General features: G+C 72.3%; 13 protein-coding genes. All 13 read right to left on the bottom strand.

All coding sequences use genetic code 11. The features are described from left to right. Positions 1–2: 2 nt before the first annotated feature. The 13 genes from guaA to AC1RSJ_RS03310 all read right to left on the bottom strand — a co-directional run bounded on the left by guaA (position 3) and on the right by AC1RSJ_RS03310 (position 15,560). The gene (gene guaA / locus AC1RSJ_RS03370) at positions 3–1,577 is read right to left on the bottom strand and encodes a glutamine-hydrolyzing GMP synthase (RefSeq protein ID WP_493116924.1); all 1,575 of its coding nucleotides are present in this window, start codon (positions 1,575–1,577) and stop codon (positions 3–5) included. Next, entirely contained in the window at positions 1,574–2,014 is a 441-nt protein-coding gene (locus AC1RSJ_RS03365) for a DUF3817 domain-containing protein (protein ID WP_493116923.1), read from the bottom strand. Before AC1RSJ_RS03365 ends, guaA begins: the two co-directional genes overlap by 4 nt. A 4-nt stretch (positions 2,015–2,018) precedes the next feature. Next, positions 2,019–2,885, bottom strand: coding sequence for an SURF1 family cytochrome oxidase biogenesis protein (locus AC1RSJ_RS03360; protein WP_493116922.1), 867 nt, complete (start codon positions 2,883–2,885; stop codon positions 2,019–2,021). After that, positions 2,863–4,362, bottom strand: coding sequence for a cation:proton antiporter (locus tag AC1RSJ_RS03355; protein WP_493116921.1), 1,500 nt, complete (start codon positions 4,360–4,362; stop codon positions 2,863–2,865). The genes AC1RSJ_RS03360 and AC1RSJ_RS03355 overlap by 23 nt, the downstream gene beginning before the upstream one ends. 2 nt (positions 4,363–4,364) lie before the next feature. Beyond that, positions 4,365–4,910 (bottom strand): cation:proton antiporter regulatory subunit, encoded by a 546-nt coding sequence (locus tag AC1RSJ_RS03350; RefSeq protein WP_493116920.1) that lies wholly within the window; start codon positions 4,908–4,910, stop codon positions 4,365–4,367. Between the two features lie 185 nt (positions 4,911–5,095). Next, positions 5,096–6,853, bottom strand: a complete 1,758-nt coding sequence (locus tag AC1RSJ_RS03345; protein WP_493117215.1) for a glycerol-3-phosphate dehydrogenase/oxidase — start codon at positions 6,851–6,853, stop codon at positions 5,096–5,098. A 190-nt stretch (positions 6,854–7,043) separates the two neighbouring features. Continuing rightward, positions 7,044–8,168, bottom strand: coding sequence for a GuaB3 family IMP dehydrogenase-related protein (locus AC1RSJ_RS03340; RefSeq protein ID WP_493116919.1), 1,125 nt, complete (start codon positions 8,166–8,168; stop codon positions 7,044–7,046). An 88-nt stretch (positions 8,169–8,256) separates the two neighbouring features. After that, entirely contained in the window at positions 8,257–9,375 is a 1,119-nt protein-coding gene (locus AC1RSJ_RS03335; protein ID WP_493116918.1) for a carboxypeptidase-like regulatory domain-containing protein, read from the bottom strand. A gap of 45 nt (positions 9,376–9,420) precedes the next feature. Continuing rightward, positions 9,421–11,109 (bottom strand): ABC-F family ATP-binding cassette domain-containing protein, encoded by a 1,689-nt coding sequence (locus tag AC1RSJ_RS03330; RefSeq protein ID WP_493116917.1) that lies wholly within the window; start codon positions 11,107–11,109, stop codon positions 9,421–9,423. Positions 11,110–11,201: 92 nt separating this feature from the next. Next, positions 11,202–12,704 (bottom strand): IMP dehydrogenase, encoded by a 1,503-nt coding sequence (guaB, locus tag AC1RSJ_RS03325; protein ID WP_493116916.1) that lies wholly within the window; start codon positions 12,702–12,704, stop codon positions 11,202–11,204. A gap of 125 nt (positions 12,705–12,829) precedes the next feature. Next, the gene (locus tag AC1RSJ_RS03320) at positions 12,830–13,576 is read right to left on the bottom strand and encodes an ABC transporter ATP-binding protein (RefSeq protein ID WP_493116915.1); all 747 of its coding nucleotides are present in this window, start codon (positions 13,574–13,576) and stop codon (positions 12,830–12,832) included. A gap of 2 nt (positions 13,577–13,578) precedes the next feature. Beyond that, positions 13,579–14,577, bottom strand: a complete 999-nt coding sequence (locus tag AC1RSJ_RS03315; RefSeq protein ID WP_493116914.1) for an ABC transporter ATP-binding protein — start codon at positions 14,575–14,577, stop codon at positions 13,579–13,581. Further along, positions 14,574–15,560: a branched-chain amino acid ABC transporter permease gene (locus AC1RSJ_RS03310; protein ID WP_493116913.1), complete on the bottom strand. Its 987-nt coding sequence runs from the start codon at positions 15,558–15,560 to the stop codon at positions 14,574–14,576. Before AC1RSJ_RS03310 ends, AC1RSJ_RS03315 begins: the two co-directional genes overlap by 4 nt. Between the last annotated feature and the right edge of the window lie 6 nt (positions 15,561–15,566).

Genomic DNA, 15,566 nt, shown 5'->3' with positions numbered 1-15,566 from the left:
GGCTACTCCCACTCGATCGTCCCCGGCGGCTTCGACGTGACGTCGAGCACGACCCGGTTGACGCCGGCCACCTCGTTCGTGATGCGGTTCGAGATGCGGGCGAGCAGGTCGTAGGGCAGCCGGGTCCAGTCGGCCGTCATGGCGTCCTCGGAGCTGACCGGACGCAGCACGATCGGGTGCCCGTACGTGCGGCCGTCGCCCTGCACGCCGACCGAGCGCACGTCCGCGAGCAGCACGACCGGGCACTGCCAGATCTCCTGGTCGAGGCCGGCGGCGGTGAGCTCGGCGCGCACGATCGCGTCCGCCTGCTGCAGCAGCTCGATCCGCTCGCGCGTCACCTCGCCGACGATGCGGATGCCGAGGCCGGGACCGGGGAACGGCTGGCGGCCGACGATCGCCTCGGGCAGCCCGAGCTCGCGGCCGATCGCCCGCACCTCGTCCTTGAACAGCGCGCGGAGCGGCTCGATGAGCTCGAACTCGAGGTCCTCGGGCAGCCCGCCGACGTTGTGGTGGCTCTTGATGTTCGCGGTGCCGGTGCCGCCGCCGGACTCCACCACATCCGGGTAGAGCGTGCCCTGCACGAGGAAGCCGATCGGGTCGCCCTCGCTCGCCGCCTCGGCGATGAGGTCGGCCTGCGCGCGCTCGAAGACGCGGATGAACTCGCGCCCGATGATCTTGCGCTTCTCCTCCGGGTCGCTCACGCCGGCGAGCGCGTCGAGGAAGCGGTCGACGGCGTCGACGGTCACGAGCCGCACGCCGGTGGAGGCGACGTAGTCCTGCTCCACCTGCTCGCGCTCGCCCTGGCGCAGCAGCCCGTGGTCGACGAAGACGCAGACGAGCTGGTCGCCGATCGCCTCGTGCACGAGCGCCGCGGCGACCGCGGAGTCCACGCCGCCGGAGAGCGCCGCGATGACCCGGCCGGTGCCGACCTGGGCGCGGATGCGCTCGACCTGCTCGGCGATCACGTTGCCGCTGTTCCAGTCGGCGGGGATGCCGGCGGCCTCGTGCAGGAAGTGCTCGAGCACGTCCTGGCCGTGCTCGGAGTGCTTCACCTCCGGGTGCCACTGCACGCCGTAGAGGCGGCGGGCGTCGTCGGCGAACGCGGCGACCGGGATGGTGTCGGTGCTCGCGAGCACGGCGAAGCCCTCGGGGGCCGCCTGCACGCTGTCGCCGTGGCTCATCCACGCGACCTGCTCCTCGGGCTGGCCGCCGAACAGGGCGCCGGGCTCGGCGACGTGCACGCGGGTGGAGCCGTACTCGCGCTGGCCGGTGTGCGCCACCTCGCCGCCGAGCTGCTGCGCCATCACCTGGAAGCCGTAGCAGATGCCGAGGGTCGGGATGCCGAGGTCCCAGACGCCCGCGTCGAAGCTCGGCGCGCCCTCCTCGTACACGCTCGACGGGCCGCCGCTGAGGATGATGCCCGCGGGATCCTTCGCGCGGATCTCCTCCGCGGTGATCGTGTGCGGCACGATCTCGCTGTAGACGCTGGCCTCGCGCACGCGACGTGCGATGAGCTGCGCGTACTGGGCGCCGAAGTCGACGACGAGGACGGGACGGGCTGACGGAGCGTCGGTCACGCGGCGGTCTCCACGGTCGGGGCGGCCGAGGGCTGCTCGGCGCGCCGGATGATGGCCTCGACCTGCCGGGGGACCCGGCGCTCGAGGAAGAACGAGAGCAGCGGGATGATCCCGCCGAGCGCGATGAAGAGGAAGCGGCCGAACGAGAAGCGCGCGAGCCGCCACATCACGAAGTCGAGGCCCACGTAGAGCACGTAGAACCAGCCGTGGATTATCAGGATGATCGTCGTCAGGTTCACGCCGCCGCCGAGCGAGTGCGGCTCGGCGAGGTAGAGGCCGCGCGGGCCGAGGTAGATGTCCGAGAACGCGAACCAGCGGATGCACGACACGACGCCGAGCACGATGAGGAGCGTGCCGGTGATGATGGAGGAGACCTTGTAGACCTGCACCGCGCGGCGGAGCCAGGGGAGGTCGGCGGGCCGGGGGCCGAGGGGCATGGCCCTATTCTACGGGCGTCGAACCGGGCGCCCGCTCGGTGCCGGGGGCCGCGCCGGCGGCCGCTCCCCCGTTCGTGCGGGCCTCCGTCTCGGCCTCGACGGCGTCCTTCACCAGGCGCACCCAGAGGTAGACGGCGAACCCGGCGAACAGCGCCCACTCGGCCGCGTAGAAGAGGTTGAGCAGGTTGAGCGACGACTCCTGCTCCGGCGGCGGGGCGACGATCCGCTCCAGTCCGGCGAGCGGCCGATCGGCGACGAGGTAGCCGGAGTAGGCGGGACCGGCGTCCTTCCACGAGTTGATGAGGGAGGCGGTGGCCATCGCCGAGAACCGTCCCGACTCGACCTCGTCCGAGTCCGGCGACTCCGGCGGGAGGTAGCGACCCGACCACTCGGCCGCGGCGCCGGTGATCGCGTCGCGGGCCGTGACGGCCTCAGCGCGCGTCGCCGCCCAGCCGAGCGCGACGGCGAGCGAGTCGCCGTCGCCGTCGACGACGTGCCCGACCACCCACCAGCCGTGGCTCCCGCCGAGCGGATCGGCCGAGCCGACGCGGAGGCGGTCCGGCAGCAGCACGGTGTCGCCCGGCACCAGGCGGCCGCTGATCGAGACGAGCGAGCCGCCCTCCTCGCCGGTCACGCCGGTCTGCGGGCGGTCGACGTCGGCGAGCGGCCGCACCGGGCCGTCGTCCGTCTCGTGCACCACGGCGGTCTCGGCCGCGCGGCCGATCTGCCACTGGCCGAGCGCGGCGAAGCCGGCCGCCACGGCGAGCGCGAGCAGCAGCGCCGCGATCCAGCGGGGCCGGACGGCGGTGCGCCAGAACGACGGGGGCTCGACGAGCGCGCCGCGCGCGTCAGTACTCGGGGTCGCGCTCACGCACGATCCTCCGCTCCGGATCGGCGTCGCTCTGCTCCATGGCCTGCTCGGCGATCCGGAGGGCGTCGGCGTCGTCGAGCTCGAGCTCCTCGATGTCGTCGACCGGCACGGAGGCGCTCCGCGGCATCAGCTCGGCGCGGCTCTGCGCGACGCGGGAGCCCCGCGCATCCTCGGCGTCATCCTCCAGCCGCTCCTCGAGCACGTCCTGCCCCTCATCGACGGGCTCGCTCGGCTGCTGGCCGCGCATCGCCGCCTCGGCGAGCGCGAGCTCGACGTCGCGCGCCGGATCGGCGACCCGGGTGGGCCGCTGCGGGCGCCGGAAGACGAGGGCGCCGATCTTCTCCGAGTTGACGGACAGCACCGGTCCGACGATGGCCATGACGAGCACGTAGAGTCCCGCGAACGGCGTGAGCCGGGAGTCCAGTCCCGCGCCGGTCGCCAGGGTCGCGAGGATCAGCGCGAACTCGCCGCGGTTCTGCAGCATCGCGCTCGCGTTGAAGCCCTCGGCGGGCGTGAGCTTGTTGAGCCAGCCGACGAACTGCCCCATCGCCGTGTTGACGACGAGCGTGAGCACCACGGCCACGACCACCGGGATCGCGACGCCGCCGAAGTCGCGCACGTCGAGCGCGAGCCCGAAGTTGAGGAAGAAGAACGCGCCGAACACGTCGCGCAGCGGCAGCGCGAACTGCACGATCCGCTCCCGGAAGCGGGTGGCGCCGAGCACGAGGCCGATGAGGAACGCGCCGATCGCATCCGAGACGCCGATGAGCTCGCCGATGCCGCCGAACGCGACCGCGAGCCCGAAGAACAGGATCGTGAAGAGCTCGTCGTCGCGGGTGTTCACGAGCCGGGAGACGAATCTGCCGCCCCACCTCGCGATCGCGAACATGACGACGAGGAAGCCGAACGAGAGCCCGAGCTGCAGCACGATCGGACCGGGGTCGGTCTTGCCGCTGAGCACGACCGAGACGATCGCCAGGTAGACCGCGACGAAGATGTCCTCGAGCACGGCGATGCCCAGGATCATCGGCGTCTCGCGGTTGGCGAGGCGGCGCAGCTCGATGAGCAGCTTCGTGATGATCGCGCTGGAGGAGGTCGCCGTCATCCCGGCGATGATCAGCGCCTCGCGCGTGCCCCAGCCGACCCAGAGGCCGAAGCCGAAGCCCACGCCCATGTTCACGACCAGGCGCGAGCCGCCCGAGATGAGCAGCCGTCCGGCGTTGCCGAAGAACTCGTCCTGATCGAACTCGAGCCCGAGGTTGAACAGCAGCAGGATGAGGCCGAACACGGCGACGAGCTCGACGTCGGCGGCCTCGAAGCTCAGCGGGAAGAAGTGCGAGTGCGGACTGGCGAGCAGCCCGACCAGCATGTAGATCGGGATCGCCGGCAGGCCGACGAGCTTGCCGAGTCGCCCGAGCACGTAGGCGATGACGAACAGGACCCCGAGGGTCAGCAGCTCGCCACCGGCGTGCTCCACCCTCAGCCCCCGGAGGCGGAGCCGGCGGCCGCGCTGTCGACGGGCGTCTTCGGCTTGAGCTCACCGGTGCGGTAGAAGGTGAACGCCTTCGCGACCTTCTCCGGGCTGCCCGCGACGACGAGCGTGTCGCCCGGGAAGACGCGGAAGTCGTCGGCCGGCGCGGGGTTCGCGGACTCGCCGCGCACGATCGCGACGACGGTGAGCCCGACCAGCCCGCGCGTGGCGAGGCTGCCGAGCTCCTGGCCGGCGATGTGGTCCTCGTAGTCGACCGTGAACCAGTCGATGCTGAGGCCGGGCAGCGAGTCGAGCGCGCTGAGCGACTCGGTGATGCGGGTGCCGCCGAGCAGCTCGGCGAGGGTGTGCGCCTCGTCCTCGTCGAGTCGGAGGGACACCTTCGTGGCGTCGCCGCCGTCGTCGGAGTCGGAGAAGGTGATGAGGTCGGAATGCCCCGAGCGATGCGTGATCACGCCCACCTTGCCGCCGTCGTCGGTGACGAAGGTGTGCAGAACACCCACGCCCGGGAGCTTGACCCGTCGGACGTCGACCATGGGGGATGCTCCTTAGCTGAGGGGATGCACTCAGTCTAGGCAGGGGCTCGACCACGGGCTGGACGTTCCGCCGGAGGCGGACGGACCAGCAGGGCGCCGGAGGCGGACGGACCAGCAGGGCGCCGGAGGCGGCTCGGTCTATCCGCGACCGCCGGAACCGTCCGGATTCGGAACCACGGCCCCGATCAGGAGGCGGAGGGCTTCGCGCGGCTCGCGCGCGGCTTCCGCGCGACCGGCGCATCCGGCGCGGTCGAGAGCACGGGCCCGTCCGCGGCGCTCGGCAGCGCCGCGATCGTGGAGATGTCCGGGGCCTCGAGGCGGACCCGGTCGGCGGACGCGTCGTCCGGCTCCAACTGGCTCGCGCGCTCGGCGGCCACCCGGCGGAGGTAGTTGTCGACCTCCTCCTGGATGCGCTCGCCGCTCCAGCCCAGCTCCCGTCCCATCAGCGCGGCCGCCACCGGCGCGGCGGACACGCCGCGGTCCCAGGCCTCGATCGAGATGCGGGTGCGGCGGGCGAGCACGTCCTCGAGGTGGAGGGCCGCCTCGTGGGTCGCCGCGTAGACGACCTCCGCCTGGATGTAGTCGTCGGCGCCCGGCACCGGCTCCGCGAGCTCGGGGCGCTCGACGAGCAGGTCGAGCACCTCGTCCGCGAGCACGCCGTAGCGGTTGAGCAGGTGCTCGATCCGCACCGTGTGCACGCCGAAGCGCCGGGCGATCTTGCGCCGCTTGTTCCACGCGGCCTGGTACCCCTCGGCGCCGAGCAGGCCGATGTTCTCGGTGACGGAATCCGACCAGCGCCCGTCGAGCGCGGCGACGGCCTCGTCGACGGCATCCTTCGCCATGACGCGGTAGGTGGTCCACTTGCCCCCCGCGACGACGACGAGGCCGGGCGCGGTGTGCGCCACGATGTGCTCGCGGCTGAGCTTGCTGGTCTGCTCGCTCTCGCCGGCGAGCAGCGGCCGGAGTCCCGCGTAGACGCCTTCGACGTCCTCACGCGTCAGCTTCACGGCGAGCACCTTGTTGATGTGCTCGAGCAGGTAGTCGATGTCGGCCGCCGTCGCGGCCGGGTGCGCCTTGTCGAGGTCCCAGTCGGTGTCCGTCGTGCCGATGAGCCAGTGCCGGCCCCACGGGATGACGAACAGCACGCTCTTCTCGGTGCGGAGGATCATGCCGATCTTCGACTGGAAGCGGTCGCGCGGCACGACGAGGTGGATGCCCTTCGAGGCGCGGACACGGAACTGGCCGCGCGTGCCGACCATGGCCTGCGTGTCGTCGGTCCAGACGCCGGTCGCGTTGACGACCTGCTTCGCGTGGATCTCGAAGCGCTCGCCGGTCTCCAGGTCGTGGGCCTGCACGCCGACGACGCGCTCCCCCACCTTGAGGAAGCCCTCCACGCGCACGCGGCTGGCGACGTGGGCGCCGTAGAAGCTCGAGGTGCGGGCGAGCTCGGCGACGTAGCGCGCGTCGTCGACCTGGGCGTCGTAGTAGGTCAGGCCGCCGACGAACGCGTCCTTGTGCAGGCCGGGCATGGCCCGCAGCATCTGCGACTTCGACAGGTGCCGGTGGTGCGGCACCCCCGGCGGGCGCCCGCCCGACCAGGAGAACGCGTCGTACATGAGCATGCCTGTGCCGATGTAGAACCGCTCCCAGACCGGCTTCGTCAGCGGGTAGAGGAACCGCACCGGCTTGACGAGATGCGGCGCGATCCGCTGCAGCAGCAGCCCGCGCTCGATGAGCGCCTCGCGCACGAGCTTGAAGTCGAGCTGCTCGAGGTAGCGGATGCCGCCGTGCACCAGCTTCGACGAGCGGCTCGAGGTACCGGAGGCGAAGTCGCGCGCCTCCACCAGGCCGGTGCGCAGGCCGCGGGTGACCGCGTCGAGCGCGGCACCGGAGCCGACGATGCCGCCGCCGACGACGAGGATGTCGAGCTCGCGATCCCGCATGCTCGCGAGGGCGGCGGTGCGCTCCTCCGGGCCGAGACGGTTCGATCGCGAGACGGAATTGCCGCTGCTGGCCACGGGGACCTCCTCATCCATCCGAGTCGGCACCAGGCTAGGACGGCGCGCGGTCGCGGCGGCCAGCCCGGAGGCGAACCCGCACGAACGTGCAGGAGGCGTCCAGCCGCGGCGGCCGTCAGGACTGCTGGTACGGCGCGACGACGACCTCGACGCGCTGGAACTCCTTGAGGTCCGAGTAGCCGGTGGTGGCCATCGCCCGGCGCAGGGCGCCGATGAGGTTGAGGCGGCCGTCGGCGAGCGACGAGGGGCCGAACAGCAGCTGCTCGAGCGGAGCGGAGGTGCCGACCTCGACCCGGTTGCCGCGCGGCAGCTCGGCGTGCCACGACTCGGCGCCCCAGTGCCAGCCGCGGCCGGGAGCCTCCGCGGCGCGGGCCAGGGTCGAGCCGAGCATGACGGCGTCGGCGCCCATGGAGACCGCCTTGACGATGTCGCCCGAGGTGCCGAGTCCGCCGTCGGCGATGACGTGCACGTAGCGGCCGCCCGACTCGTCGAGGTAGTCGCGGCGCGCCGCCGCGACGTCCGCGACCGCGGTGGCCATCGGCGCGTGGATGCCGAGGCTGGCCCGCGTCGTCGACGCCGCGCCGCCGCCGAAGCCGACGAGCACGCCCGCCGCGCCCGTGCGCATGAGGTGCAGCGCGGCGGTGTACGTCGCGGCGCCGCCCACGATCACCGGCACGTCGAGCTCGTAGATGAACTCCTTGAGGTTCAGCGGCTCGGTCGTCTTCGACACGTGCTCGGCGCTGACCGTGGTGCCGCGGATGACGAAGAGGTCGACGCCTGCATCGACGACGGTGCGCGACAGCTCGGCGGTGCGCTGCGGGGTGAGCGCGCCGGCCACGGGCACGCCGGCGGCGCGGATCTCGGCGAGACGCGCGGTGATGAGCTCCGGCTTGATCGGCTCGGAGTAGATCCGCTGCATCCCGGCGATGGCCTCGTCGGCCGGCAGCGCGCGGATCTCGTCGAGCAGCGGCTGCGGGTCCTCGTAGCGGGTCCAGACGCCCTCGAGGTCGAGCACGCCGAGTCCGCCGTGACGGCCGATCGCGATCGCCGTCTCCGGGCTCACCACGGAGTCCATCGGCGCGGCGATCACCGGGATCTCGAACGTGAAGGCGTCGATGGTCCAGCTCACGCTGACGTCCTGCGGGTCGCGGGTGCGCCGCGACGGCACGATCGCGATGTCGTCGAACGCGTACGCCCGCCGGGCCCGCTTCGAACGTCCGACCTCGATGATGTCGCTCACCGCCCCAGCCTAGAGGGTGGGGTCACGGCGCCGGCCGGGCGGATCCCCAGCCGAGTCGCCGGGGTCAGCCCGGGACTCAGCCCGGGACTCAGCCCCGGCGGGAACCGCGGCGGCGCACCGCCGAGACAGCCAGCAGCACGACGCCGGCGCCGAGCACGATGCCGCCGATGGCGGTCGGCACGCCGACGTCGACGCCCGACTCCGCGAGCTGCGGTGCGGCCGGCGCCGCGGGGGCGACCGGCGTCACGGGCGGAGCGACGACCGGGTCCGCGACGACGAGGTCGACCGCGGTCGGATACACGAGCAGGGCGGGGGCGGCCGCGTCCGGCGCCGGCTGCACCACGACGACGGGCCCGGCCGGGCGGCCCGCGGCCAGGGCGCTCACCGCGACCGGCACCGGCGCGATCGCGGGGATGTCGAACGCGCCCGAGGCATCCGTCGTCGCGGTGACCGGCGGTCCGGGCAGCGGCGACCCGTCGGCGGCGGTGACCGTCACGGTCGCGGCCGGCACCGGCGCTCCGGCCGTGTCGACGACGCGGCCGGCCAGGCTGGCGGTCTGCGCCGCGATCCAGAGGTACGCAACCGGGTTGCCCGTCGCGCTGATGCGCGTGGAGACGAGGGTGATCGAGGTGACCGGCACGGTCGGGCTGAACCAGGCATCCGCGCCCGTGGTGTCGCTCGTGTTGCCACGGAGCTCGCCCGTCGTGGCGTTCCAGGTCGGAGCGTCGGCGGGCGGCGCCGCACCGAACGCGTTGAAGGCGGCCTCGAAGCCGAGCTGCGCGGGCGTGAGCGGTCCGCCGGGCCCGGACGCCGAGACGAGCAGCGTCTCGGCGTCGACGTCGCCGAGCACGAACGACCAGCGCGTGGCCGGGGTCGCCGACGCGAACGTCACGACCGTCGTCGTCGTGGTGGCGGTGGAGTGGAACGCCAGCGGCGACGAGCCGGCGGAGGTGCCGTAGATCACACCGGGCGGGGTGCTCGCGCTGAGGGTCTGGCTCGCCGGGTCGCCGGGCGACGGGTCGGTCGTGGTGAAGGTCGCGCTCGGGAACCCGGACGCGGTGGTGATGGTCGCCGCCGCGCTCGAGGTCGTGCTGTACGCACCCCCGCGCGCGCCGGGTGCCGCCGATGCCGGCGCGGCCGCGGAGAGCAGGAAGGCGCCCGCGAGGAGCGCCGCCCCCGCGACCGGTAGAACGCGCTGTCTCCTCACCCGCACAGCGTAGGCCGACGGTCGCCGGATGTCTCCCCCGGCAGCTCAGCGGGCGCGCGCGACGCGGCCCTCGTCCCACACCGGCTCGGCCGACTCGAACACCCGCCCGTCCTGGCCGAACACCAGGAAGCGATCGAAGCCGCGGGCGAACCAGCGGTCGTGCGTCACGCAGAGCACGGTGCCCTCGAAGCGCTCGAGCGCGTCCTGCAGCGCCTCCGCCGACACGAGGTCGAGGTTGTCGGTCGGCTCGTCGAGCAGCAGGAGCGTCGTGCCGCTGAGCTCGAGCAGCAGGATCTGCAGCCTGGCCTGCTGGCCGCCGCTGAGCGACTCGAACGTCTGCTCCGCCGCGCCGGCGAGGCCGTAGCGGTCGAGCGCCCGGCTCGCGGCCTCCCGCCCCATGCCGTCGCGGTGGTCGTCGCCGCGGAACAGGATGTCGAGCAGCGTCCGCCCGACCATGGCCGGGTGCTCGTGCGCCTGGGCGAACCAGCCGGGCACGACGCGGGCGCCGAGGCGCGCGACGCCGGAGTGCCCGACCGGGTCGAGCGCCGCCCCGATCTCGGTGAGGTGGCCCTCGCGCGGCTCCGGGTCGGTGCCGCCCTTCGCGAGCAGCCGCAGGAAGTGCGACTTGCCCGAGCCGTTCGAGCCGAGCACCGCGACCCGCTCGCCGAACCAGACCTCGAGGTCGAACGGCGCCATCAGCCCGGTCAGCTCGAGCGACTCGGCGACGACGACCCGTCGGCCCGTCCGCGCGCCGGCGAGGCGCATCCGCACGTGCTGCTCGACCGCCCGCGCCTGCGGCGGCCCGGCGTCCTCGAAGCGCTTGAGCCGGGTCTTCGCCGCCTGGTACTTCGGGGCGAACGCGTCGTTCGCGGTGGCCTTGACTTTCATCGCCGCGACGAACGCGCGCAGCTTCGCGTGCTGCTCGTCCCAGCGCCGCAGCAGCTCCTCGAGCCGCGCCATCCGCTCGTCGCGGGCGGCGTGGTAGCTGCCGAAGCCGCCGCCGTGGGTCCAGGCCGTGCTGCCGGCGGGCCCGAGCTCGAGCGTGACGATCCGGTCGGCGGCGCGGGCGAGCAGCTCGCGGTCGTGGCTGACGAGCAGCACGGTCTTCGGGGTCGAGCGGAGCGACTCCTCCAGCCACCGCTTGCCGGGCACGTCGAGGTAGTTGTCGGGCTCGTCGAGCAGCAGCAGGTCGTCCGGCCCGCGCAGCAGCGCCTCGAGCACGAGCCGCTTCTGCTCGCCGCCGCTCAGCGTCGTGACCTTCCGGTAGCGCGCCCGCTCCCACGGCACGCCGAGCGCCGCGATGGTGCAGGTGTCCCAGTGCGTCTCCGCCTCGTAGCCGCCGGCGTCCGCGTAGTCGGCGAGCGCCGAGGCGTAGGCGAGCTGGGTGTCCGTCTCGTCGCGCTCCATGATCGCCTCCTCCGCGCGGGCGAGGGTCCGCGCGGCGGTGCGGACGGCGGGCGGCGCGACGGAGACGAGCAGGTCCTCGACCGTGGAGTCGTCGCGTACCTGCCCGATGAACTGGCGCATCACGCCGAGGGAGCCGTCGAGCGAGATCACCCCGGAGTCCGGACGCGCGGCCCCTCGGATGAGCCGGAGCAGCGTGGACTTGCCGGCGCCGTTCGCGCCGATCAGCGCCGACGTGCTGCCCTCGCCGACCCGGAACGAGACGTCGTCGAGCAGCGGCCGTCCGTCGTCGAGGGCGAGCGAGACGCCCGCGACATCGATGTGCGGCATGGCCGGCTCCCGTCCCGATCGGAGGCCCGCTCCCGCGAGGGAGGGACGCCCGCCGGACGGCGAGCCGACCAGACTAGCCGAGAGCGGCCGGGTCAGCGCGTGTAGTTCGGCGCCTCGACGGTCATCTGGATGTCGTGCGGGTGCGACTCCTTGAGCCCCGCCGGCGTGATGCGCACGAAGCGGCCGTTCATCTTCAGGTCGTCGATGGTGCGCGCGCCGACGTAGAACATCGACTGGCGGAGGCCGCCGACGAGCTGGTAGACGGTCGCGGCGAGGGCGCCGCGGTAGGGCACGCGGCCCTCGATGCCCTCGGGGATGAGCTGCGCGTCGCTCGGCACGTCAGCCTGGAAGTAGCGGTCGCGCGAGTACGAGGTCTTCTTGCCGCGGGTCTGCAGCGCGCCGAGCGAGCCCATGCCCCGGTAGTTCTTGAACTGCTTGCCGTTCGCGTAGACCAGCTCGCCCGGGCTCTCGTCCGTGCCGGCGAGCAGCGAGCCGAGCATGACGGAGTCGGCGCCGGCGACGAGCGCCTTCGCGATGTCGCCCGAGTACTGCAGGCCGCCGTCGGCGATGACCGGGATGCCGGTCTCGCGCGCGGCGAGGGAGGCCTCGTAGACCGCGGTCACCTGCGGCACGCCGACGCCGGCGACGACGCGGGTGGTGCAGATCGAGCCCGGTCCGACGCCGACCTTGATGGCGTCGGCGCCCGCGTCGACGAGCGCCTGCGCGCCGGAGCGGGTGGCCACGTTGCCGCCGATCACATCGACCCCGGCGAACGCGGGGTCGGCCTTGAGACGGCGGATGATGTCGAGCACGCCGGCCGAGTCGCCGTTCGCGGTGTCGACGACGATCACGTCCACCCCGGCGTCGAGCAGCGCGCCGGCACGGTCCCAGGCGTCGCCGAAGAAGCCGATCGCGGCGCCGACGCGGAGGCGACCGGCGTCGTCCTTCGTCGCGTTCGGGTACTTCTCCGTCTTCTCGAAGTCCTTGACCGTGATGAGCCCGCCGAGGCGGCCGGCGGGGTCGACGAGCGGCAGCTTCTCGATGCGGTGCTGGGCGAAGATCGCGATCGCGTCGTCCGGGTCGATCCCGACGGGCGCGGTGATGAGCGGGGTCTTCGTCATGACGTCGCGGACGAGCGTCGACTCCTTCTCGAACGGCGAGACGAAGCGCATGTCGCGGTTGGTGATGATGCCGACGAGCGTGCCGTCGGCCTCGACGACCGGCAGGCCGGAGACGCGGAACTGGCCGCAGATCGCGTCGACCTCGGCCACGGACGCGTCCGGCGTCGTCGTGACGGGGTTCGAGATCATCCCCGACTCCGAGCGCTTCACCTTGTCGACGTGCGTCGCCTGGTCGTCGATGGAGAGGTTGCGGTGCAGCACGCCGAGGCCGCCCTGGCGGGCCATGGCGATCGCCATCCGCGACTCCGTGACGGTGTCCATCGCGCTCGAGACGAGCGGCGAGGCGAGCCGGATGCGGCGGGTGAGGCGGGTCGAGGTGTCCGCCTCGCTGGGGATGACGTCCGTGTGCCCGGGCAGGAGCATCACGTCGTCGTAGGTGAGTCCGATGAAACCGAACGGGTCCGGCTGATCCATGCGTCCGTGGAGTCCTTCGAGAGCAGGGTGGCGAGGGGCCCGGCTGCGGCGGTGGAACCGGATACGGAATGCTACATCCGCGCGCGCCGCGCCGCCGGACGCGGCGGCGCGGCGGGCTGTTCGGATCAGGTGTGGCTGACGTCCTCGGCCAGCGTGCCGAGGTACAGCTCGATGACCTTCGGATCGTTCGCCAGCTCGCGGCCGGTGCCGGAGTGCGAGTTCTTGCCGAGGTCGAGCACGTAGCCGCGGTCGCAGATCTGCAGGCAGCGGCGGGCGTTCTGCTCGACCATGATCACGGTCACGCCGGTCTTGTTGATCTTGCGGGTGCGGATGAAGGTCTCGTCCTGGCGCACCGGCGAGAGGCCGGCGGACGGCTCGTCGAGCAGGAGCACCGACGGGTTCATCATGAGCGCCCGCGCCATCGCGACGGACTGCCGCTCGCCGCCGGACAGGCCGCCGGCGCGCACCGAGCGGCGCGACTCGAGCACCGGGAACAGGTCGAAGACGACCTCGAGGCGGTCCTTGACCTCCCTCGGCCGGAGGAACATGCCCATCTCCAGGTTCTCCTGGATGGTCAGCGACGGGAACACGTTGTTCGTCTGCGGAACGAACGCCACGCCCTGCTGCACGAGCTTGTTCGCCTTGAGGTTGGTGATGTCCTCGCCCTTGAGCTTCACGTGCCCGCCGCGCACCGGCACGAGGCCGAACAGCGCCTTGAGCAGCGTCGACTTGCCGGCGCCGTTCGGGCCGATGATGCCGATGAGCTCGCCGGCGTTCGCGGTGATGTTGCAGCCGTTGAGGATGTTGATGCCGGGGAGGTAGCCGGCGACGAGGTCCTTCGCCTCGATGACCGGGGTGCCGGTGTCGGCCATGGTCAGTCCTTCCCTGTCGCGCCGCGGCCGCGCCGCGGCGTCGATCCCTTGCCCTCGGCGACGAGCGCGTCCATCGACTCGCCCTCCGCCAGCAGCGCGTCGTCGCCGAGATCGGTGTCGTGGTGCGCGCCGAGGTAGGCGTCGACCACGGCCGGGTCCTTCATGACCTCGGCAGGCGGCGCCTCGGCGACCACCTTGCCCTCGGCCATGACCACCACCCAGTCGGAGATGAAGCGCACCATGTGCATGTCGTGCTCCACGAACAGCACGGTGGTGCCGTCGTTCCGAAGCTCCTGGATGTGGTCGAGCAGCGACTGCGTCAGCGCCGGGTTCACGCCGGCCATCGGCTCGTCGAGCATGACGAGCGACGGATCGGACATGAGCGCCCGCGCCATCTCGAGCAGCTTGCGCTGGCCGCCGGACAGGCTCCCGGCGTAGTCGTCCCGCTTCTCGTAGAGCTTGAAGCGCTGCAGCAGCTCGAGCGCGCGCTCGCGGATCTCGCGGTCCTTCGCACCCCAGAGGGGCTTGAGGAACGACAGGAAGAAGCTCTCGCCGCGCTGGTCCTGGGCGCCGAGCATCATGTTGTCGAGCACCGTCATGCGCGAGAGCACCTTGGTGAGCTGGAACGTGCGAACCATGCCGAGTCGTGCGGCCGACGCCGCGCCCGTGTGCCGCAGCGACTTGCCGTTGAACTCCCACCCGGTCGCGCCCGTGCTCGACGGGCTCGGCTTGTCGAAGCCGGTGATGAGGTTGAAGAACGTGGTCTTGCCGGCGCCGTTCGGGCCGATGAGGGCCGTGATCGCGCCGCGCTGCACCTCGAGGTGGCCCACGTCGACGGCCTTGAGCCCGCCGAAGTGGCGCTCCATGTTGTCGACGCGGAGGATCGGGTCCGGCTTGGCGACCCCCGGCACCCGCTCGATCTGCGCCAGCTCCGCGCGCAGCGCCGGCCGGTCGAACGGGTACGGGAATCCGTGCGCCATGCGCTCCGTGGTGTCCGTCATTCGAACGCCATCTCCTTCCGGTTCCCGAGGATGCCCTGCGGCCGGAAGATGACCAGCAGCATGAGGCCGACACCCACCAGGATCCACGTGAACTGCGGAACCTGCTGGGAGTTCATGATCGACGGCGGGATGAACTCGGCCGCGATGTCCTGGATCGCGATGCGGCCGACGAAGTAGATCACGCTGCCGAGGATCGGGCCGAACACGGTGGCCGCGCCGCCGAGGAGCAGACAGGTCCAGACCAGGTAGGTCGTCGTCCGGCCGAGCGAGTCCGGCTGCACCGAGGCGGACAGCGCGTAGACCATGCCGCCGAAGCCGCCGATCACGCCGCCGACCACGAGCGCCTGCAGCTTGCGGGCGTAGACGTCCTTGCCGAGGCTGCGCGCGGCATCCTCGTCCTCGCGGATCGCCTTGAGCACCCGGCCCCACGGCCCGCGCGTCACGAGCCAGACGAGCAGCGCCAGCAGGATCACCAGGCCGAACGCGACGAGGCGCAGCCAGATGCTGTCGCCGCCCGCCGTCCACGGCTTGCTGTAGGGCCCGATATGCGCCACCCCGCCGGCGAAGGGCGAGAGCGACTCGAACTCCTTCGCGTAGCTGGCGCGCGGCACGCCGAGCACGCCGCCGGTGAGGGGCTGCAGCACCGAGTTCGCCCCGACGATTCGCACGATCTCCGCCGCCGCGATCATCACGATCGCGAGGTAGTCGCCGCGCAGCCGCAGCGTCGGCAGGCCGAGCAGCAGGGCGAACAGGGCGGTCGCGACGACCGCGATGATCACCGCGAGCCACAGCGGCGCACCGAACTTCTGGCTGATCGAGAAGCCGTAGGCGCCGACCAGCATGAAGGCCGCCTGCCCGAAGTTCAGCAGTCCGGTGAAGCCGAAGTGCACGTTGAGGCCGATGGCGGCGATGATGAACGCCGCCGTGATCGGCGAGAACGCCGACTGCCCGAAATCGACGAGCAGATCTCCCAGGAAGTCCATGGGGGT

Source organism: Schumannella sp. GW821-FHT10F01 (assembly GCF_058809295.1).
Note: the sequence above shows the minus strand (reverse complement) of the source record. Positions and strands in the feature narration are given on the sequence as shown.

What these genes read in the sequence shown, in the direction of transcription:
- AC1RSJ_RS03350 (WP_493116920.1), bottom strand. Translation starts at nt 4,910, where the DNA reads ATGGTCGACGTCCGACGGGTCAAGCTCCCGGGCGTGGGTGTTCTGCAC.
- AC1RSJ_RS03310 (WP_493116913.1), bottom strand. Translation starts at nt 15,560, where the DNA reads ATGGACTTCCTGGGAGATCTGCTCGTCGATTTCGGGCAGTCGGCGTTC.
- guaB (WP_493116916.1), bottom strand. Translation starts at nt 12,704, where the DNA reads ATGGATCAGCCGGACCCGTTCGGTTTCATCGGACTCACCTACGACGAC.
- AC1RSJ_RS03330 (WP_493116917.1), bottom strand. Translation starts at nt 11,109, where the DNA reads ATGCCGCACATCGATGTCGCGGGCGTCTCGCTCGCCCTCGACGACGGA.
- AC1RSJ_RS03365 (WP_493116923.1), bottom strand. Translation starts at nt 2,014, where the DNA reads ATGCCCCTCGGCCCCCGGCCCGCCGACCTCCCCTGGCTCCGCCGCGCG.
- AC1RSJ_RS03320 (WP_493116915.1), bottom strand. Translation starts at nt 13,576, where the DNA reads ATGGCCGACACCGGCACCCCGGTCATCGAGGCGAAGGACCTCGTCGCC.
- AC1RSJ_RS03315 (WP_493116914.1), bottom strand. Translation starts at nt 14,577, where the DNA reads ATGACGGACACCACGGAGCGCATGGCGCACGGATTCCCGTACCCGTTC.
- AC1RSJ_RS03345 (WP_493117215.1), bottom strand. Translation starts at nt 6,853, where the DNA reads ATGCGGGATCGCGAGCTCGACATCCTCGTCGTCGGCGGCGGCATCGTC.